This is a genomic window from Campylobacter sp. BCW_4338, from assembly GCF_001763255.1.
GTDB lineage: Bacteria > Campylobacterota > Campylobacteria > Campylobacterales > Campylobacteraceae > Campylobacter_D > Campylobacter_D jejuni.
This window is the reverse complement of the sequence record NZ_MJYJ01000061.1, coordinates 203,891-222,619: the sequence shown is the minus strand read 5'-3', so window position 1 is coordinate 222,619 and position 18,729 is coordinate 203,891. Positions and strand designations below refer to the sequence as shown.

At 31.4% G+C, this 18,729-nt stretch carries 21 protein-coding genes and 2 pseudogenes; 19 read left to right on the top strand and 4 right to left on the bottom strand.

Annotated features, from left to right (window positions below):
- The 4 genes and pseudogenes from AJN69_RS07400 to argS form a co-directional block, all read left to right on the top strand.
- Window positions 1–727, top strand: a pseudogene (locus AJN69_RS07400) (hypothetical protein); the annotation flags it as partial.
- A gap of 2 nt (window positions 728–729) precedes the next feature.
- Window positions 730–1,347: a guanylate kinase gene (gene gmk, locus AJN69_RS07395; protein WP_070286622.1), complete on the top strand. Its 618-nt coding sequence runs from the start codon at window positions 730–732 to the stop codon at window positions 1,345–1,347.
- Between the two features lies 1 nt (window position 1,348).
- Window positions 1,349–1,588: a twin-arginine translocase TatA/TatE family subunit gene (locus tag AJN69_RS07390; RefSeq protein ID WP_002852866.1), complete on the top strand. Its 240-nt coding sequence runs from the start codon at window positions 1,349–1,351 to the stop codon at window positions 1,586–1,588.
- 11 nt (window positions 1,589–1,599) lie between these two features.
- Window positions 1,600–3,192, top strand: coding sequence for an arginine--tRNA ligase (gene argS / locus AJN69_RS07385; protein WP_070287573.1), 1,593 nt, complete (start codon window positions 1,600–1,602; stop codon window positions 3,190–3,192).
- A 17-nt stretch (window positions 3,193–3,209) separates the two neighbouring features.
- Here argS and AJN69_RS07380 read toward each other — a convergent pair whose 3' ends face one another.
- On the bottom strand, window positions 3,210–3,518 hold the full coding sequence (locus AJN69_RS07380) for a multidrug efflux SMR transporter (RefSeq protein ID WP_002870473.1): 309 nt from the start codon (window positions 3,516–3,518) through the stop codon (window positions 3,210–3,212).
- Complete coding sequence (locus tag AJN69_RS07375) at window positions 3,518–3,859, bottom strand: multidrug efflux SMR transporter (RefSeq protein WP_002861885.1); 342 nt, start codon at window positions 3,857–3,859, stop codon at window positions 3,518–3,520. The genes AJN69_RS07380 and AJN69_RS07375 overlap by 1 nt, the downstream gene beginning before the upstream one ends.
- 105 nt (window positions 3,860–3,964) lie before the next feature.
- Between AJN69_RS07375 and AJN69_RS07370 the strand changes: the two genes are divergently transcribed.
- The 13 genes and pseudogenes from AJN69_RS07370 (at window position 3,965) to AJN69_RS09740 (ending at window position 13,219) form a co-directional block, all read left to right on the top strand.
- On the top strand, window positions 3,965–4,672 hold the full coding sequence (locus AJN69_RS07370; protein ID WP_002787769.1) for a YebC/PmpR family DNA-binding transcriptional regulator: 708 nt from the start codon (window positions 3,965–3,967) through the stop codon (window positions 4,670–4,672).
- Between the two features lie 10 nt (window positions 4,673–4,682).
- Complete coding sequence (locus AJN69_RS07365) at window positions 4,683–5,156, top strand: peptidylprolyl isomerase (RefSeq protein ID WP_002870474.1); 474 nt, start codon at window positions 4,683–4,685, stop codon at window positions 5,154–5,156.
- 146 nt (window positions 5,157–5,302) lie between these two features.
- A complete protein-coding gene (locus AJN69_RS07360; RefSeq protein WP_070288306.1) occupies window positions 5,303–6,745 on the top strand; it encodes a DUF3373 family protein in 1,443 nt (480 codons plus the stop codon).
- A gap of 10 nt (window positions 6,746–6,755) precedes the next feature.
- Window positions 6,756–6,983: a hypothetical protein gene (locus AJN69_RS07355; RefSeq protein WP_002894642.1), complete on the top strand. Its 228-nt coding sequence runs from the start codon at window positions 6,756–6,758 to the stop codon at window positions 6,981–6,983.
- Window positions 6,984–7,065: 82 nt separating this feature from the next.
- Window positions 7,066–7,665, top strand: a complete 600-nt coding sequence (locus tag AJN69_RS07350; protein ID WP_070288301.1) for a DedA family protein — start codon at window positions 7,066–7,068, stop codon at window positions 7,663–7,665.
- Window positions 7,666–7,746: 81 nt separating this feature from the next.
- Entirely contained in the window at window positions 7,747–8,523 is a 777-nt protein-coding gene (locus tag AJN69_RS07345) for a threonine/serine exporter ThrE family protein (protein ID WP_002881600.1), read from the top strand.
- A complete protein-coding gene (locus AJN69_RS07340) occupies window positions 8,520–9,014 on the top strand; it encodes a threonine/serine exporter family protein (protein ID WP_070288298.1) in 495 nt (164 codons plus the stop codon). Before AJN69_RS07345 ends, AJN69_RS07340 begins: the two co-directional genes overlap by 4 nt.
- Before the next feature lie 72 nt (window positions 9,015–9,086).
- Window positions 9,087–9,350, top strand: a complete 264-nt coding sequence (locus tag AJN69_RS07335) for a zf-TFIIB domain-containing protein (protein WP_002870479.1) — start codon at window positions 9,087–9,089, stop codon at window positions 9,348–9,350.
- A 74-nt stretch (window positions 9,351–9,424) separates the two neighbouring features.
- Window positions 9,425–10,375 (top strand): CDF family cation-efflux transporter CzcD, encoded by a 951-nt coding sequence (gene czcD, locus AJN69_RS07330; RefSeq protein ID WP_070288295.1) that lies wholly within the window; start codon window positions 9,425–9,427, stop codon window positions 10,373–10,375.
- Window positions 10,365–10,559 carry a heavy-metal-associated domain-containing protein gene (locus AJN69_RS07325; protein WP_002861875.1) on the top strand — a complete coding sequence of 65 codons (195 nt, stop codon included), beginning with the start codon at window positions 10,365–10,367 and terminating at the stop codon, window positions 10,557–10,559. The genes czcD and AJN69_RS07325 overlap by 11 nt, the downstream gene beginning before the upstream one ends.
- The gene (gene copA / locus AJN69_RS07320) at window positions 10,559–12,658 is read left to right on the top strand and encodes a copper-translocating P-type ATPase CopA (RefSeq protein WP_070288292.1); all 2,100 of its coding nucleotides are present in this window, start codon (window positions 10,559–10,561) and stop codon (window positions 12,656–12,658) included. Before AJN69_RS07325 ends, copA begins: the two co-directional genes overlap by 1 nt.
- A gap of 90 nt (window positions 12,659–12,748) precedes the next feature.
- Complete coding sequence (locus AJN69_RS10655; RefSeq protein WP_353477116.1) at window positions 12,749–12,868, top strand: DUF2165 family protein; 120 nt, start codon at window positions 12,749–12,751, stop codon at window positions 12,866–12,868.
- Window positions 12,846–13,219, top strand: a pseudogene (locus tag AJN69_RS09740) (DUF2165 family protein). Before AJN69_RS10655 ends, AJN69_RS09740 begins: the two are co-directional and overlap by 23 nt.
- Here AJN69_RS09740 and AJN69_RS07310 read toward each other — a convergent pair.
- Window positions 13,216–14,742 carry a DNA polymerase III subunit gamma/tau gene (locus AJN69_RS07310; protein WP_070288291.1) on the bottom strand — a complete coding sequence of 509 codons (1,527 nt, stop codon included), beginning with the start codon at window positions 14,740–14,742 and terminating at the stop codon, window positions 13,216–13,218. The pseudogene AJN69_RS09740 and the gene AJN69_RS07310 sit on opposite strands and share 4 nt — an antisense overlap.
- A gap of 3 nt (window positions 14,743–14,745) precedes the next feature.
- The gene (rho, locus tag AJN69_RS07305) at window positions 14,746–16,044 is read right to left on the bottom strand and encodes a transcription termination factor Rho (RefSeq protein WP_002853705.1); all 1,299 of its coding nucleotides are present in this window, start codon (window positions 16,042–16,044) and stop codon (window positions 14,746–14,748) included.
- A gap of 108 nt (window positions 16,045–16,152) precedes the next feature.
- On the opposite strand from rho, the gene AJN69_RS07300 reads away from it, so the two are divergent.
- Window positions 16,153–18,510 (top strand): heavy metal translocating P-type ATPase, encoded by a 2,358-nt coding sequence (locus AJN69_RS07300; protein WP_083262297.1) that lies wholly within the window; start codon window positions 16,153–16,155, stop codon window positions 18,508–18,510.
- Window positions 18,507–18,713 (top strand): cbb3-type cytochrome oxidase assembly protein CcoS, encoded by a 207-nt coding sequence (ccoS, locus tag AJN69_RS07295; protein WP_002852798.1) that lies wholly within the window; start codon window positions 18,507–18,509, stop codon window positions 18,711–18,713. Before AJN69_RS07300 ends, ccoS begins: the two co-directional genes overlap by 4 nt.
- The last annotated feature ends 16 nt before the right edge of the window (window positions 18,714–18,729 follow it).

Genomic DNA, 18,729 nt, shown 5'->3' with positions numbered 1-18,729 from the left:
AAACGAAAAAGAAGACTTAAGCCAAGAACATACAGCTTTGGATACTGAGCCTAGTTTAGATGAACTAGATGATAAAAATGATGAAGATTTAGAAGATAACAAAGAATTACAAGCTAATATAAGCGACTTTGATGATCTTCCTGTGGTTGAAGAGCAAGAAAAAGAAATGGATTTTGATGATCTTCCTGAGGATGCTGAATTTTTAGGTCAAGCAAAAGATAGTGAAGAATCAGAGGAAGTTTTAGAGGAGTTTGCTCCTGTTGTGGAAGAAGATGTTCAAGATGAAATGGATGATTTTACTTCAAATTTGAGTACTCAAGATCAAATCAAAGAAGAATTAGCTCAACTTGATGAGCTGGATTATGGTATTGATAGTGATAATAGTAGCAAGGTTTTAGAAGATTTTAAAGATGAACCAATTTTAGACGATAAAGAATTAGGAACAAATGAAGAGGAAGTGGTTGTGCCAAATTTAAATATAAGTGATTTTGATGCATTGAAAGAAAGTGATATACAAGAAGCTCTTGGAGAGGAAATTGTAGAAAAAAATGAAGAGCCTATAGTAAGTAATGCAACTAAAGATGATAATAGTGAAGAGATAGTTAATGAGCTTAGCCAAAGTATAGTAGGAGCGATCACTTCAAGTATTAAGGATGATACCTTAAAAGCTGCTCTTAAGGGTATGAATATGAATATAAATATAAACATTAGTTTTAAAGAGGATTAAAATTGCAAGGTTTTATTTTGTTGATTTCAGGTCCTAGTGGAGCTGGAAAATCAACTCTTTTAAAAAAACTTTTTGATGAATTTGAAGATGAGCTTTATTTTTCTATTTCTTCAACAACTCGCAAACCAAGAGAGGGTGAAAAAAATGGAATACATTATCATTTCATATCCCATGAAGAATTTCAAAAAGGTATAGATGGTGATCATTTTTTAGAATGGGCTAAAGTGCATGAAAATTTTTATGGCACTTCTTTAAAGCACACTCAAGATGCTTTAGATAATGGAAAAATAGTTGTTTTTGATATTGATGTGCAAGGATTTAAAATAGCCAGACAAAAAATGGCTGATAAGATTGTTTCTGTTTTTATTACTACAAAAAATAAAGATGAGCTCAAAAAAAGACTTATTAAGCGAAATACTGATACAATAATACAACTAGAAAAAAGATTACAAAACGCTAGTGATGAAATGAAAGAGCTTAGCGAGTATGATTATCTTATCATTAATGATGAGCTAAAGCAAAGCTATGAAGCATTGCGAGCGATTTTAATTGCCCATAAATTTAGAATCAAAGGGCAGAATCTAGGACAAATTCAAAATATTTGGAATGAAGGAGAATAAAATGGGTGGTTGGTCAAGTCCAAGTCATTGGTTGATTATTTTATTGATTGTTGTATTGCTTTTTGGAGCAAAAAAAATTCCAGAACTTGCAAAGGGTTTAGGCAAAGGTATTAAAACTTTTAAAGATGAAATGAATAATGATGATGAAGTAGCAAAAAATACTCAAAAAATAGAAGAAAACAAAAACACAACTAATAATACAAATGCTGATGCAAGTATAGACGAAACAAAAAAAGCTTAAGGTTTAGTCTTTTGAAAAGTATTATTTTTAATGAAATTAAAAAGATTTTAGAGTGTGATTTTACACTTGAAAATCCAAAGGATAAAAATTTAGCACATTTTGCTACCCCTTTGGCTTTTTCACTGGCTAAGGAATTAAAAAAATCTCCTATGTTGATTGCTAGCGACTTAGCGAGCAAATTTCAAAATCATGATTGTTTTGAATCGGTTGAAGCTGTAAATGGGTATTTAAATTTTAGAATTTCCAAAACTTTTTTAAATGAACTTGCAAATCAGGCTTTAGCAAATCCAAATGATTTTTCTAAAGGAGAAAAAAAACAAGAAAGTTTTTTGCTTGAATATGTGAGTGCAAATCCTACTGGACCTTTACATATAGGACATGCAAGAGGCGCTGTTTTTGGAGACACCTTAACAAGACTTGCAAGACATTTGGGTTATAAATTTGATACAGAATACTATGTCAATGATGCGGGCAATCAAATTTATTTACTAGGGCTTTCTATTTTACTAAGTGTGAAAGAAAATATACTTCATGAAAATGTTGAATATCCAGAGCAATATTACAAAGGCGAGTATATAGCAGATTTGGCAAAAGAAGCTTTTGAAAAATTTGGTAAAGAATTTTTTAGTGAAGAAAATATCCCTAGTTTAGCTGATTGGGCAAAAGATAAAATGCTTGTTTTGATTAAACAAAATTTAGAACAAGCAAAGATTAAAATTGACAGCTATGTAAGCGAAAGATCGTATTATGACGCTTTAAATGCAACTTTAGAATCTTTAAAAAAACATAAAGGAATTTACGAGCAAGAAGGTAAAATTTGGCTTGCTTCTTCGCAAAAAGGCGATGAAAAAGATAGGGTAATTATCCGTGAAGATGGACGCGGGACTTATTTGGCAGCAGATATTGTTTATCATAAGGATAAAATGAGTCGTGGTTATGGCAAGTGTATTAATATCTGGGGAGCAGATCATCATGGTTATATCCCTAGAATGAAAGCTGCGATGGAGTTTTTGGGATTTGACTCTAATAATCTTGAGATTATTTTAGCACAAATGGTTTCCTTGCTTAAAGATGGAGAGCCTTATAAAATGAGTAAAAGAGCAGGAAATTTTATCTTGATGAGCGATGTGATTGATGAAATAGGAAGTGATGCTTTGCGTTATATCTTTTTGAGTAAAAAGTGCGATACTCATTTGGAATTTGATATTAGTGATTTGCAAAAAGAAGATAGCTCTAATCCTGTGTATTATATCAACTACGCACACGCTAGAATTCATCAAGTGTTTGCTAAAGCTGGTAAAAAAATCGATGATGTAATGAGAGCTGATTTACAAAGTTTAAATCAAGATAGCGTAAATTTGCTTTTTGAAGCTTTGAATTTAAAAGCTATTTTAAATGATGCTTTTGAGGCTAGAGCTTTGCAAAAAATTCCTGATTATCTTAAAAATTTAGCTGCAAATTTTCATAAATTCTACAATGAAAATAAAGTTATAGGCTCTGCAAATGAAAATGATTTACTTAAATTATTTTCTTTGGTTGCTCTTAGTATTAAAACCGCATTTTCTTTAATGGGTATTGAAGCGAAAAACAAAATGGAACATTAAAACAGCATTTTGCTGTTTTAATAATTTAGTAAAAATACTGCTATTATTACGATAATGATGCCTAAAATTCCTATTTTGTTTAATTTTTCTTTATATAAAATCCATCCACCAAGACAAGTTCCTATGATGCCTATAGCACCCCAAGTTGAGTAAGCTATGCTTAAAGGAACGTATTTTAAAGAAAAAGAAAGTAGAAAAAAAGCAAGTATAGCATTGACAATCGCAGCCAAGCCCCAAATTTTATGTTTAAAACCATCTGATTTTTTTAGCAATAAATTTGCTATGATATCTAACAATGCTGATAAAACAATGATAAAAATATACATTATTCTTTAACCTCGCCTATATTAATCATGATAATTCCAACGATAGAAAGAACAATGCCTAGAATTTGAGTTAAGGTTAAACTCTCTTTAAAAACTATAAAAGAAACTAAAAGTATAAGAATAATCCCTAAAAGTTCCCATACAGCATAGGCTATGCCTACTTGAATTTTTTTAATCGCTTTGCCCATAAAAAAATAAGAAAAAGCTATAAATAAAGCCATAAATATATAGCCTAAAATTTGATTTTCCATTTTTAAAAAACTAGTACCTAAAACTTCAAATACAATAGCAACAATCAAGAAAAACCAAGCAACAAAAAGTTCTTTTTTTGCGATATTCAAAAACTTCTCCTAAAATAAATGGTAAAATCATACCATTTAAAGCTTTAATTAGCCTTTTTAGTTTATACTTTTAAGTTTGAAAATCTTTAAAGAAAGTGAGAATTTATGGGACGAGCATTTGAATACCGAAGAGCTTCTAAAGAGGCTAGATGGGATAAAATGAGCAAGCTTTTTCCTAAGCTTGCTAAAGCCATACAAGTAGCTGCTAAAGAAGGTGGCACTGATCCTGATATGAATCCAAAATTAAGAAGTGCTATAGCTACAGCAAAAGCAAATAATATGCCAAAAGATAATATAGATGCGGCTATTAAGCGTGCGAGTGGAAAAGATAGCGCAGATATTAAAAACATTCATTATGAAGGAAAAGCTGCACATGGAGCTTTGGTTATAGTTGAATGTATGAGTGATAACCCTACACGCACCGTGGCCAATGTAAAAGCTATTTTTAGTAAAAATGGTGGAGAAGTTTTGCAAAATGGATCTTTAGGCTTTATGTTTACTAGAAAAGCGGTTTTTCATCTTGAAAAATTTGCAGGGGATTTAGAAGAATTAGAACTTGATTTGATCGATGCAGGGCTTGAAGAATTAGAACAAAATGAAGAAGAGTTAGTAATTAGCGGTGATTATACTGCTTTTGGTGAGCTAAGCTCTGCTATAGAAACTAAGGGTTTAGTTCTTAAAAAAGCAGGACTTGAGTATATACCAAACAATCCTGTAAGCTTTAGCGAAGAACAGCTTAGTGATATAGAAAAACTTTTAGATAAGTTAGAAGATGATGATGATGTTCAAGCTGTTTATACAAATATAGATTAAGGAGAAAAATATGATAAAAACAATTGACACAAGCAAAGTAAATGAATACAAATTTGCTCTTATAGAAACTGAAAAAGGTACAATGAAGCTAAAACTTTTTGGTGATGAGGCTCCACAAACGGTTTGTAATTTTGCTACTTTGGCTAATGAAGGATTTTATAAAGATTTAAATTTTCATCGTGTGATCCCAAATTTTGTCGTACAAGGGGGTTGTCCACACGGCAATGGTATAGGTGGGCCTGGATATGAAATCATTTGTGAATGTGATGATCAAGAACATAAACATGAGCGTGGAACCTTATCTATGGCGCATGCAGGACGCGATACGGGTGGCTCTCAATTTTTTATTTGTCACAGCCCTCAAGCTCATTTAGATGGGGTTCATACTGTTTTTGGGCAAATTGATCCAAAAGATGAAGAAAGTTTGGAAGTTTTAGACTCTATACGCCAAGGAGATAAAATTTTAGATATAAAAATTTTGTAATTAAATTTAAATCTTATCAATGTAAAGCTAGTCATAAAATTTGACTAGCTAAAAATAATTAACACATAATTTTTTTTAAAGCTTTTTTTTCTATAATTATAATTTTATTTCAGTGAAATGTAACAAAATTACAAGGAGTTATGATTATGAAAACTAAGTTTTCACTTATTTTAAGTGCTTGTCTTCTTTCATCTTCACTTTTTGCTAAAAATACAGATGATGAAATAACCAAGCTTCAAAAACAGCTTGCACAAATTCAAGCTGAACTTGCACAAATCAGAAAAGAAAGGGAAGCTCAAGCTAAGCAAAATGAAGCTGTAAAAGCTGAACTTGCTGATCTTAATGATAGAGCTGATGAAACAGAATTTCAAGCTGCTTTAAGCAAGGTTAAATTTGGACTTGAGTTTTCAACAGCGGTTTCAAATACAAACTATAAAGTTAGCGGACAAGATTATAGTGCTAATAACAAATGGATGAATGAGCTTCATTTAAATATGAATGCTGATATTAATGATAAAACCAAATTCTATGGTCGTTTATCTATGGCTAAAAACTGGTCTCAAATGGGTTGGAGTGGTACTCCTTATGACTTAGATGCAGGAAGAAACACAAGAACAAGTGGGCCTGTACTTTATGTAGATAGAGCTTATCTTGATTACTATATCACACCTGAGTGGATTGCAACTATAGGAAGACAGCCAGGAACCGATGGTCCAGGAAGTAATCTTAGAAACAATGCTTTAAGACAATCCACTTATCCAGCCTTGGCAATCAACGCTCTAGGTGATGCAGCGGTGATCACTTATAAACCTGAAAGTTTGCAAGATCATAAGGTAGCTATCCGTGCAGCTTATGGTAAAACTTATCAATGGGATGAAGAAGGCAAGGTAAGAGACTGGATGAGCGATCAAAAAGATGCTGATGCAAATCTTTACTATGCTGCAGTAGAAGGAGTGCTTCCTATAGAAGGCATGGGAGATAATTTAATATTATTTAATATTGCATATTTAAGCGATTTTGCTTTGCCGCTTAACAATGGTCCAATTGCTTTACCTGGTGGTGCCGGTACTACTATTCTTGATGATGATGGTGTGGTAAATTTAGGAGATTTAACTATAGCAAATCTTCATTTTGAAAATTACAAAGCTTTTGGAACGAATTTTAATTATTTTCTATCTTTAGGTTATTCTCACGGGAACAACAATCAATTAAGTTCGCCATTAAGCACAATTCTTCAGATGCAAGGTTATAATGGCAAGTTTAATGAAGAAGACGGCTATGCTGTGCATGTAGGCGGACGCTATGATTTTACCAAGGCTTTAAAAGTAGGGTATGAGTTCTTCTGGGGAAGTAGATACTGGTATACTATGAGCCGTCCAAGTATCAATGATCCGCTTAATATAAGAATGACAAGAGGAACAGCACATGATTTTTATGTGATTTATCAACTTGATAGATATCAATTCTTACGCTTAAGCTATACTAATATCCAAAACATTTGGGGTAATCGTGGCTTACCATTTGGTGGAGCGAAAAAAGATAAAGCAAGAGCTGATAATATCATGTTAATGTATAATGTAAAATTCTAAGGAGCAAAAGATGAGAAAAATACTTTTTGCAAGTTTATTACCTATCATTGCTTTGGCTGATTGTGCAAGTTTGATGGCAAAATACGAAGCTCCAGAGCCAGAGTCAAAAACAATGAAACAAGTTGAACGCTGGATTAATAAAAAAGTTAGCGATCCAGCTGATGCTGCTATTTTAAAAGAGTGCATGATTGCTCGTGCAGCGGACAATCCAAATCAAGTTTCAGTTGCAGGTAAATAAAAAAAAGCGGTGTAAAACCGCTTTTTACTGTTTAATCTTTTAAGCTACAATTTTTTAAAATTTTTCTTCAAATAAGGCTAATATGCAAGAAATCATTTCTTTTATTGTTGAGACGGCTAGTGCTTGGGGGTATTTGGGTATTATTATCTTAATGACCTTAGAGAGTTGTTTTATACCTTTTCCAAGTGAAGTTGTTATGATACCTGCTGGATATTTAGCACATAAAGGCGAACTTGATATTACTCTTTGTATACTTAGCGGGACTTTAGGTTCTGTTTTAGGGGCTTTGATTAATTACTATATTTGCTTTTTTTGGGGTAAAAATTTTGTATTAAAATGGGGCAGGTATTTTGGTATAAATGAAGCCAAATTTGCTAAATTTGAAGAATTTTTTAACAAACACGGGGAATTTTCAACCTTTACTTGTCGTCTTTTACCAGGGATTCGTCAGTACATCTCTATGCCCGCAGGTTTGGTAAAAATGAAACTTGTAAATTTTATACTTTTTACTGCACTTGGTAGTGCTATTTGGGTGGCTATACTTGTATTTTTGGGTTATTATATAGGACAAAATGAAGAGTTGATTAAAACTTATTTAACTCAAATTCTAATCATTATAATTGTTTTTGTGATTTTAGCAAGTTTAATTTATATCAAAATCAAAAAGCCTTTTAATAAATGATTTAAATTATAAATATTTTTTTCTTTATTATTTTCAAATTTGCTATAATTGTAATAAATTTAAGTTAAAGATGATCAAAATATGGAAAAACCTGATATACAAAGATTAACTAATTTTTTAATCATATATACTAAAACTTTGCTAGGTGCTGGAACTTATACAGCTAGGGTGGCAAAATGCGTAGGAAGAATAGCTGAGGTTTATGGCTATGAGATAAATATCAATTTCTTTTTTCATCATATTACTTTAAATGTTGTAGATATGGATGATAACTCCATTCAAAGAACTTATGTTATACCCAATCATCATGCCCATGTTAATTTTAAGCTTATTTTTGATTTAAGTGCTTTAAGCTGGGCTATATATGATCACAAATACGATCTTGAAAAAGCACAAGTTGTTTTTGAGAAAATTTCTCAACAAAAAAAGCATTCTTATTTGCTTAATCTTTTATTTGTTTCTATGGCAAATTCGGCTTTTTGTAGGCTTTTTGGCGGTGATTTTGGCGCTGGAAATTTGGTGTTTTTTGCAACTTTCGTGGGATTGTTGTTAAGATATATTTTAACTAAAGCAAAGATTGATTTAAGAATTCAATACATCCTTTGTTCTTTTATCTCATCGTGGTTTGTATTTTTTGGACTGGATATGGGATATACCAATACTTCTGATGTGGCTTTGGGTTCTAGTATTTTATATCTTATACCAGGGGTATTTTTTATAAATTCTGTGATTGATATATTAAAAGATCATATTTTAATGGGACTTAGTCGTATTATCAGCGTGGCTATTTTGATTTGTTGTATAGCACTTGGAATTTACATGACGCTTAGTATTTCGGATTTTGGGATTTTAAGATGATTGAATTTATTTTAAGAGATATGTTTTTTGCTGCTGTGGCGGGATTTGGCTTTGCTTATGCTTGCAATCCACCTTTAAAAACCCTTATTTTATCTGCTCTTTTAGCAGCAATTGCACATGGGCTTCGTTTTACCTTGGTGGAATATTTTCATTTTCAAACTTTAGCAATTGCAACTTTTGTTGCCTCATTTTGTATAGGAAGTTTAGGAATTGTTCTAGCAAAAATCATCAAAACCCCTGCTGAAATTATCGCTTTTCCTGCTCTTATTCCTATGATACCTGGAATTTATGCTTATAAAGCGATTTTGTATCTTATTTCTTTTATACGCAGTGATGATTTGAAGGCTAAGTCTGAATTTTTGGTTCAATTTTTTGATTATTTTTTTACAACTGTTTCTGTGACTTTGGCTCTAGCTATAGGAGTGAGTGTTACTTTGCTTATATTTTTTGAACAAAGTTTTATGATGACTAGACATGCAAAAAAACATTAAAACTTGTTGTAAAATTGTTTAGTATTTCTTTTTATAATTTTAAATCAAAAATTTAAAAAAAGGCGGTATTGTATGTTATGTCCAGTTTGCAATGTGGATTTGGTTATGAGCGATAGGAGTGGAGTTGAGATTGATTATTGTCCAAAATGTCGTGGCGTTTGGCTTGATCGTGGAGAACTTGACAAAATCATAGAACGCAGTGTCCCTAATACAGCAAATTTTAACCAAGCTTCAAGACAAGAGTCAAGATATAATAACTCAGCTTATCATCAGCACAATGATTACTATAAAAAGAAAAAGAAAGAAAGTTGGTTAGGCGAACTTTTTGACTTTTAATTTTTATAAGAATAACAAATATTTATATTCTTTTTAGCTTAATATCTTAAAATGTCAAGCAAAAAGGATATAAAATGTATAAATTTTTATCACACGAGCCTTTAGCTAACAAATCTTGTAATCATAATCACGAAGAACATTCTCATGAACATCATCATTCCCATGCTGATGCAAGGAGTATGGATAAAAAGATTTTAAAAATTTCTCTTTTAATGACTTTTTCTATGATGCTTGTGCAATTTATTTATTCAATCCTTTCAAATTCTTTGGCACTTTTAAGCGATACTTTGCATATGTTTTCTGATGTTTTTGCCTTAGCTCTTAGTTTTTTAGCCATCATAGCTGTAGAAAAATGGCAAGATCATCAAAAGACCTTTGGGTACTTTCGTCTTGAAGTTTTAGTGGCTTTTGTCAATGCTTTAACCATTATTTTATCGGCTTTATTTATCATTTATGAGGCTATAGAAAAATTTATTAATCCAAAAGAAATTGACGCTAAAACCATGATAATTGTAGCTATTTTGGGCTTTTTGGTAAATGGGGTTAATGCTTTGATGATGTTTAAGGGTGCAAATTTAGAAAATGTCAATATGAAATCTGCTTTTTTACATATGATGAGTGATTTATTGGGTTCTTTAGTGGTTATTATAGGTGGGATAGCGGTGTATTTCAGTGGTATTGTTTATATAGATACGATTTTAGCTATTGTATTATCAATCTTACTTTTAAGATGGGCAATTATCTTGCTTAAACAAAGCGCTAATGTCTTACTTGAAAGTTCTCCTGTGGATATAGAAAAAGTAAGACAAGTTTTACTTTTAAATCCTAGTGTGGATGAGGTGGTGGATTTGCATATTACTCAAATCACCAATAAAATGCTAGTAGCTTCTATGCATTTAAAAGTGAAAGTTTGCGATCTAAAGGAATTTGAAAAACTATCTCAGGATTTATCCCATAAATTACTACATGAATTTGAAATCGGGCACATTACCATACATCCTATAAGGAGTGAAAATGAAATTTAAAGTAAAAAATGTTAATTGCATAGGTTGTGTAAATTTGATCAAAAATTCTCTTGAAGATGAATTTGGTAATATAGAAGTAGATTTGGAGCAAAAAATTTTAAGTTTAAATTTAGAAGAAAATCAAGTATCAAATTTTACAAAAGAATTTCAAGATTTAGGTTTTGAGATCATAGAGCGTTTATAATGGAAGAATTGCGTATAAAAATAGGTAAAATGACTTGCGTTAATTGTTCTAATGCTATAGAAAGAGCTTGTAAAAAAATTGATGGTGTTAAAGATGCTAGTGTTTCTTATGTGAATTCTAGCGGGGTTTTTTTACTTGAAGATCAAGAAAAACGTAAAGATATCATCGCAAAAATTCAAAATTTAGGCTTTGAAATTTTAGAAGATGAACAAAGCTTGAACGCATACAAGGCAAAAAAACACTTAGAATTAAGAAAAAATTTGCTCTTAAGTATAGTTTTGAGTGTGATTATTATGTATTTTGAAATGTTTGTTAAAAGTTCTTTTTCGCAAAATATCCAAATGGCTTTGAGTTTTTTTGGGATATTTTATTGCGGGAGAGATTTTTTTTCTCATGCTTTTTTAGGACTTAAAAGTAAAAATTTAGATATGAATACCCTTGTAGCTTTAGGGACTTTGAGTGCTTTTGTGTATTCTTTTTTAGTGTATTTGCAAATTTTTAAAGAAGAAGATTTGTATTTTAGTGGTGCAATGATGATTATTTCCTTTGTGCTTTTAGGAAAATATCTTGAAAGTAAAGCTAAATTTAAAGCACAAGATTATCAAAGAATTTTGGAAAATATAGATACAAAAAAGACAAAAATTTTGCTTGAAGATGAAAGTATTAAAGAAATTCCAAGTTCTTTTGTCAAAAGTGGCGATGTGCTTTTGGTAAAAGAAGGAGAAAGCATTGTTGCAGATGGGGTAGTGCTTTTAGGGAGCGCAGAGCTTGATATGAGTTTTTTAAATGGGGAGTTTTTACCTGTTTTAAAAAAAGAAGGCGATGAAGTTCAAGCAGGAGCAGTAGTTTTAAATGGTGCTTTAAGGATCAAAGCAAACAAAAAGGCTATGGATAGTACTTTAGAACAAATCAAAAATCTAGTTTTTGAAGCAGGAAATATCAAAAGTCCTTTGGCAAATTTAGCAGATCAAATTTCTAAATACTTTGTAGGGGGTATAATATTTTTTGCTTTTTTAGTTTTTGTTTTTTGGGCGGTAAAAGCGGATTTAAATACAGCTTTTTTACACGCTTGTGCTGTGCTTTTGATTTCTTGTCCTTGTGCTTTAGGGCTTGCAACGCCTATAGCTTTGGTTGTGGCAAGTGCAAATGCGGCAAAAAATTTCATTCTTATTAAAAATCCTGCTGCTTTAGAAAAATTAGCCTTAGTTAAGTACGCTTTTTTTGATAAAACAGGTACATTAACAAAGGAAAATTTGAGTATTTTTAAGCACAATCTTTCTAAAGATGATTTTGATAAATTATGTCAAATTGAAAGTTTAAGCTCTCATCCTATAGCCAAGGCTTTGCATAAAGATCAAATTTTTGATTTAAAGGGCGAGGGAAGAGTGATTGTGGGTTCTGGTATAAAATACAAAGAAGATAATAATATTTATCTTGTAGGTAGCGCGGAGTTTTTGCACAAAAATGAAGTTGACACAAAAGAAAGCGATATCTTTTTTGATTCTTTTAAAGAATATGTTAGGGTGTATTTTGCTAAGAATAAAAAGTGTTTAGGCGGTGTTTTATTAAGTAATGCTTTAAAAGATGGGGCCAAAGAGCTTGTGTTAAATTTAAAAGGGCAAAATCTTAAAACTTTTATTTTAAGTGGTGATCATATAAAAAATGTAGAAAAAATAGCTAAAGAATTACAAATAGACGAATTTCATGCCCAACTTAAGAGTGAAGAAAAACTACAAATCATTCAAAAATTTAAAAAAACTCTTTTTGTAGGAGATGGGATCAATGATGCGGCGGCTTTATCTGCTGCAAGCGTGAGTATGAGTTTTTCAAAGGCAAATGAACTTGCAAAAAAAACAGGAGATTTTATCTTGATAAAAGATGATTTATCAGCGATTTTTAAATGTTTTAAACTTGCTAAAAAAACACGCAGTATTATCAAGCTAAATCTTTTTTGGGCTTTTATTTATAATGTACTTTGCATTCCTATCGCAGCAGGATTTGTACCTTTTATCACTTTAAGTCCTCATATAGCAGCACTTGCAATGTGTTTTAGTTCTGTTGCTGTGGTACTTAATTCTTTAAGGCTTAAAAGAATTTAAAAATTTAATTTTTATTAAGAATATATTATTAAAATGGTATAAATGTAATAAAAATGTTTTTGCATAAGTAAAATGATTTGATTTTCAAAAATTATTATTTTGCTTACCGTTGCATCGTTAGCAGGTATAGTGGTTTTTAGAAATGTGACAGATTACAATTCTAATTTCCAATTTGTTTCGCATTGTGATGAGTGCGGATATAAAGTCTGATTATTTAGGTAATGCTATAGTTTATGGGGTTATTACTTCTCCTGTGATTCATCATATAGGCTATATAATAATTATTCTTTTTGAAATTTTTATTACCTTAACAGCCCTAAAAGGTGTTTATGATATGTTTAAAGCTAGAAATTTAGATGCTCAAAGCTTTCTTAACGCTAAGATTTTTGGGATTATTTCCTTAACTTGTTGCTGTATTTATGGTTTGCCTTTCAAGTAGTTGCTGCAGAATGGTTTGAAATGTGGATGAGTAATGTTTGGAATGGTTTGCCTGGTGCTACAAGATTGGTAACTTATATGTTTTTAGCTTTGATTTTCATCTCTCTTAAAAATGATGATTAATTTTCTATACTAGGCTCCCCAAAACAATCTTTAAGAGCCTCTTTAAGATCTTCTTGTGGGTCAAATTTTTTAGCTCCTTCTTTAAGCATATTAATAGAACTTTGAATATTGTTTTTATTTTCACTGTTTGGTAATTCTTGAGTTAAGGATTGAAGCTTATTTTCATCAATTGTTAGTGCTTTTTGCACATTAATTTTTGCATTTTCTCCAAATTTAGCTTTAAAAAGTTCTTGTATGAGTTTAAAACCTTTATTGAGCGTATCGCGATTTTGTCCTTGTGCGTTTGAGCTTATATTTAAAGTATTGCTTTCAAAACTAATAAATTTTGTGCTTTGTTTAAAGCATTCTGCAAGATCAAAATCCCTATCATAAATACTATCAAGCAAGATTTCATAAGCATTTTTTTCTATTTTTTTCTCAAGATGAGGTATGATGGGAGAAGGTGTGATCTTAGGTGTAGTATTTGTTATATTTTCTTGTTTAATTTCTTGGATTTGTGCGTCAATTTCTTTTAAATGACTTGCTTCCATCATCATAAAAGCCATAACACAAAGCGTAAAGCCATCATCATCGCAAAGCATATTTTTAGCTTTTGATAAAATACGGAAAAATCTTTCATAAATTAAAGTAGAAAATTCTGTACTTTTTGCAAAAAAACTTTCTTTTAAATAAAAAAGCATTTCATCAATCACGCTTGAAGCTTCATAGTCTTGCAATTCTTCTAAATATGCAAAAACTTTTTCTTTGTCTTTTGTTAAAATAGCCTGATAAAAGGCTTTGATTTTTTGAGGATCTAAAAAGCCTAACATATCTGTAATTTTACTAATGCTGATTTCATTTTGACAAAAAATAATGGCTTGATCAAGCAAGGTTAAAGTATCTCTTAAAGATCCATTGCCACTTCTTGCTATGAATTTTAAAGCTTCTTCTTCAAATTTAACATTTTCTTTAAGTAAAATTTTTTTAAGATGATTTAAAATTTCACTTTGTGGAATTTGTTTAAAGCGAAAATGTTGCGTTCTTGAAAGTACAGTGGCTGGAAGTTTTAAAGGATCTGTGGTTGCAAGTATAAATTTAACATAGCTTGGTGGTTCTTCTAAGGTTTTTAAAAGTGCATTTGCAGCTTGTGGGGTAAGCATATGCACTTCATCGATGATGAAAATTTTAAATCTTGCCATAGAAGGGGTGTATTTGGTTTGCTCGATTAAGGTTTGTATGTCTTCAAGTCCACGGTTGCTTGCAGCATCCATTTCTATAATGTCTATATGTTTGCCTTCAAGTGCTGCAAGACAGTGCTTGCAAGTGCCACATGGAGTATCACTTGGTCCTTGTTCGCAAACTAAAGCACGAGAAAAAATTCTAGCACTTGAGGTTTTTCCGCTTCCTCTAAGTCCTGAAAAAAGATAAGCATGAGCTAAGCGATTATGATTTAGAGCGTATTTTAAACTTACGCTAACTGTCTTTTGTCCTATGAGTTCATCAAAGGTTTTTGGTCTGTATTTAATCGCTAAAGCTTGAAGCATTTTCTACTCGTTCATTATAGATAAAAGTTCTACATTGTCTTTGGTTTTAAGCATTTTAGAATATAAAAATTTCAATGCCTCAACATCATCCATTTGAGAAATCGCCGAACGGATCGCCCAAATTTTTTGAAGATTTGCTACGCCTTGGAGTAATTCTTCTTTTCTTGTTCCTGATTTGATAATATTAATCGCAGGATAAATTCTTCTATCAGCAATATTTCTATCAAGAACTATTTCGCTATTTCCTGTGCCTTTAAATTCTTCAAAAATCACATCATCCATCCTTGAACCTGTGTCAATTAAAGCCGTAGCAACTATGGTTAAAGAGCCTCCATTTTCTATATTTCTAGCTGCACCAAAGAAGCGTTTTGGTTTGTGCAAAGCATTAGCATCCACCCCACCGCTTAGGACTTTTCCACTGCTTGGAGTTGCGGTGTTATAAGCACGCGCCAGTCTTGTGATGCTATCAAGCAAGATGATAACATCTTTACCTGTTTCTACCATTCTTTTGGCTTTTTCTATCACAAGTTCGGCTACACGCACATGATTATAAGCAGGTAAATCAAAAGTAGAACTAAAAACTTCGCCTTTTACACATCTTTGCATATCGGTAACTTCTTCAGGTCTTTCATCGACTAAAAGCACGATTAAATGCATTTCTGGGTGGTTTTTTGCAATAGCAGTAGCAAGTTCTTTCATAAGCTCTGTTTTACCTGTGCGTGGTGGAGCAACGATGAGTCCGCGTTGTCCTTTTCCTATAGGAGTAAAAAGATCCAAAACACGACCTGTAAGCTTCATAGCATCGTATTCGAGTTTGATTTTTTCTGTTGGAAAAATAGGGGTTAAGTTATCAAATAAAGGTCTTTCTTTAGCTTCTTGTAAAGGCAGATAATTGATCGCTTCGATTTTTAAAAGAGCGTAGTATTTTTCTTGATCTTTTGGTTCTCTAACTTGTCCTGTAACGATATCGCCTACACGTAGAGCAAATTTTCTAATTTGTGAATTTGAAACATAAGCGTCATTAACACTATCGCTAAGATTAGAGTCCATGCCTCTTAAAAAGCCATAACCTTCAGAAGAAATTTCTAAAATCCCTGTAAAAAGTATGAAACCGCCTTTTTTTGTTTGTGCTTTTAAAATTTCAAAAATAAGTTCTTGACGGCGAAATTCTCTTGGGTTTTCGATTTCACATTCATTGGCGATTTTAACTAGATTTTCTAGATCTAATAATTTTAATTCTTCGATTTTATAACCTTCCACTGGAACGTGGGTTCTTTGATGTTGTTTTTTTTCTTTTTCCATAAGTCCTCGTAAGATTTAGCAGAATAATTTTTGTAAAATGTGATTTTAGTAAAAAAATGCACTTTTTGTCAAATTTGTCTATAATTATAAAAAATATTTTTTTAAAGAATGATTATGAAATGTGAACATTGTAGACTTGATTATAAACAAGCCCAAATGATAAAGTATAAGGGTAAATTTTTTTGTTGTAAGGGTTGTGAGAGCGTTTGGGAAATTTTACATGAAAGTGGACTAGATGAGTTTTATGAAAAGCTTGGAAATCAAACCTTAAGCCCTGTAAATTTTCAAAATGAAATGAAAAATTATGATGAGTTTATTACTAAAACTAAAGAAGGATTTAGTGAAATTTATCTCATGATACACGGTATAGAATGTGCAGCTTGTGTGTGGCTTAATGAGAAAATTTTAACCAAGCAAGAAGGAATTTTAGAACTTGATATCAATCATTTAAGCCATAAAGCACGCATTGTTTTTGATGAACAAAGTATTTCTTTGGTGCAAATTTTAAGACTTATTGAAAGCATAGGCTATAAAGCGAGTGCTTATGATGCGAGCAAGGCTTCAAAAAAAGCGGATTTACTAAAAAGAGAATTTTATTCTAAGCTTGTTGTGGCTATAGCTTGTGTGATGAATATCATGTGGATAGCAGTGGCAAAATACGCAGGATTTTTTAGCGGTATGGATAAGGATACTAAAGATATTTTAAATTTTGCTGAATTTATCCTTTGTTCTCCTGTGCTTTTTTATACGGGATCTCATTTTTATAAAAGCGCTTTTAAAACTTTAAAAATGCATAGTTTAAATATGGATGTATTGGTGATTAGCGGAGCGAGTTTGGCTTATATTTATTCTTTATGGGCTATGTTTTTTAGGGTAGGGGAGGTGTATTTTGACTCTGTGGCGATGATAGTTTGCTTTGTATTTATAGGTAAATATCTTGAGATGTTTAGCAAAAAGCGTGCTTTAGATACTATAGATGGGCTTAATGATTTTTTGCAAAATGAAGTTTTGGTTTTTGATGGTAAAGAATTTGTTCCTAAAGAAGTGCAAAAGGTTTGTTTAGGGGATAGAATTTTGCTTAAAACTGGAGATAAAATTTTAATCGATGGGATTTGTAAAAGTGGTGAAATGAGTGTGGATACTTCTTCTTTAAACGGAGAAAGTATTCCAAAACTCATACAAAAAGAAGATGAAATTTTTTCAGCTTGTATAGTGCTTGATGGAAGTGTGGAGTATGAAGCAACAAAGCTTTACAAGGATTCAAAACTCAGTCAAATTATCCAGCTTTTAGAACTTGCAAGTTCTAAAAAAGCAAAACTTGAAAGTTTGGTCAATAGTCTTTCGGCTTATTTTTCTAGAACGGTTTTATTGATCGCTTTTATTTGTTTTGCTTTTTGGTTTTTTTATAAGGAAGAGAGTTTTGAAATTTCTTTAGTCAATGCGATTGCAGTTTTGATTATCGCTTGTCCTTGTGCTTTGGCTTTAGCAACACCAGTGAGCAATCTTGTAGCTTTAGGTAGAGCTTTGAAAAAACATATTTTGTTTAAAAGTTCTAGCGTGATAGAAGATTTAAGCAAATGTGATTGCGTGGTGTTTGATAAAACGGGTATTTTAACCAAAATAGAGCTTGAACTTAAAGAGGTTTTTTTAGATGAAGCGCTTGATTTAAATGAGCTTTATAATTTTGTAAAACTTTCTAAACATCCTATCTCTCAAAATATTGCGTCGTATTTAAAGCAAAAAGGAGCTAAGAATTTAAATTTGGATTTTAAAAAGCATTCAAGCATTCAAGCTAAAGGTTTAAGTGCTGAGTTAAATGAAGGGTTGCTTTTAGGCGGAAGTTCTAAATTTTTGCAAGAAAAGGGTATTGTGGCTAAAGAATTTGATAATACACATTTTATTTTTGCTAAGGAAGGTAAAATTTTAGCTTCTTTTGAGTTTGATAGTGTTTTAAGAGAAGGTGCAAAAGAGCTTATTGCTTATCTTAAAAAAGAAAAGAAAGAATTAATGATACTAAGTGGCGATCATCAAAAAGCAGTGGAAAAAATCGCTAAAAAGTTAGAAATTCAAAACTATCAAGCTTCTTGTTTGCCAGAAGATAAAATGAAAACTATAGAAAATTTAAGCAAAAATTACAAAGTTTTATTTGTAGGTGATGGGGTAAATGATGCACTAGCTTTAAAATATGCAAGTGTTTCGATGACTTTAAGAGAAGGAAGTGATCTAGCTATAGAAAGTAGTGATGTTTTACTTTTGAAAAATGACTTGCTTTCTTTAAAAAAAGCCATCAAATTATCTAAAAATACCTTTAAAATTATCAAGCAAAATCTTGCTTTTTCTTTGTTTTATAATGCTTGTACCATACCTTTGGCTTTTTTGGGTATGATTAATCCTTTATTCGCTGCTATTTCTATGTCTTTTAGTAGTATAATAGTTATTTTAAATGCTTTAAGGATTAAAGAATGAATAGTATAATTATGATGATGATAGGGGTTTCTATCTTAGCGTTTTTTATCATTTTGGCAACTTTGCTTTGGGGGATTAAAAATAAACAATTTGATGATGATTATAAATTTACTACTTTAAATGATGATGAGGATTCTTTGCGTGATGCTATAGAATTAGAAAGGCGTAAAAAAGAAGCTTTGGATAAAAAAAGGCTTTCTTAAAAAGAAAAGCCTTTTT

What these genes read in the sequence shown, in the direction of transcription:
- AJN69_RS07345 (WP_002881600.1), top strand. Translation starts at nt 7,747, where the DNA reads ATGGAAAAACCTGATATACAAAGATTAACTAATTTTTTAATCATATAT.
- AJN69_RS07380 (WP_002870473.1), bottom strand. Translation starts at nt 3,518, where the DNA reads ATGTATATTTTTATCATTGTTTTATCAGCATTGTTAGATATCATAGCA.
- AJN69_RS07390 (WP_002852866.1), top strand. Translation starts at nt 1,349, where the DNA reads ATGGGTGGTTGGTCAAGTCCAAGTCATTGGTTGATTATTTTATTGATT.
- czcD (WP_070288295.1), top strand. Translation starts at nt 9,425, where the DNA reads ATGTATAAATTTTTATCACACGAGCCTTTAGCTAACAAATCTTGTAAT.
- ccoS (WP_002852798.1), top strand. Translation starts at nt 18,507, where the DNA reads ATGAATAGTATAATTATGATGATGATAGGGGTTTCTATCTTAGCGTTT.
- copA (WP_070288292.1), top strand. Translation starts at nt 10,559, where the DNA reads ATGGAAGAATTGCGTATAAAAATAGGTAAAATGACTTGCGTTAATTGT.
- AJN69_RS07300 (WP_083262297.1), top strand. Translation starts at nt 16,153, where the DNA reads ATGATTATGAAATGTGAACATTGTAGACTTGATTATAAACAAGCCCAA.
- AJN69_RS07335 (WP_002870479.1), top strand. Translation starts at nt 9,087, where the DNA reads ATGTTATGTCCAGTTTGCAATGTGGATTTGGTTATGAGCGATAGGAGT.
- AJN69_RS07365 (WP_002870474.1), top strand. Translation starts at nt 4,683, where the DNA reads ATGATAAAAACAATTGACACAAGCAAAGTAAATGAATACAAATTTGCT.
- AJN69_RS07340 (WP_070288298.1), top strand. Translation starts at nt 8,520, where the DNA reads ATGATTGAATTTATTTTAAGAGATATGTTTTTTGCTGCTGTGGCGGGA.
- AJN69_RS07370 (WP_002787769.1), top strand. Translation starts at nt 3,965, where the DNA reads ATGGGACGAGCATTTGAATACCGAAGAGCTTCTAAAGAGGCTAGATGG.
- AJN69_RS07350 (WP_070288301.1), top strand. Translation starts at nt 7,066, where the DNA reads ATGCAAGAAATCATTTCTTTTATTGTTGAGACGGCTAGTGCTTGGGGG.
- AJN69_RS07325 (WP_002861875.1), top strand. Translation starts at nt 10,365, where the DNA reads ATGAAATTTAAAGTAAAAAATGTTAATTGCATAGGTTGTGTAAATTTG.
- rho (WP_002853705.1), bottom strand. Translation starts at nt 16,044, where the DNA reads ATGGAAAAAGAAAAAAAACAACATCAAAGAACCCACGTTCCAGTGGAA.
- AJN69_RS07310 (WP_070288291.1), bottom strand. Translation starts at nt 14,742, where the DNA reads ATGCTTCAAGCTTTAGCGATTAAATACAGACCAAAAACCTTTGATGAA.
- AJN69_RS07355 (WP_002894642.1), top strand. Translation starts at nt 6,756, where the DNA reads ATGAGAAAAATACTTTTTGCAAGTTTATTACCTATCATTGCTTTGGCT.
- AJN69_RS07360 (WP_070288306.1), top strand. Translation starts at nt 5,303, where the DNA reads ATGAAAACTAAGTTTTCACTTATTTTAAGTGCTTGTCTTCTTTCATCT.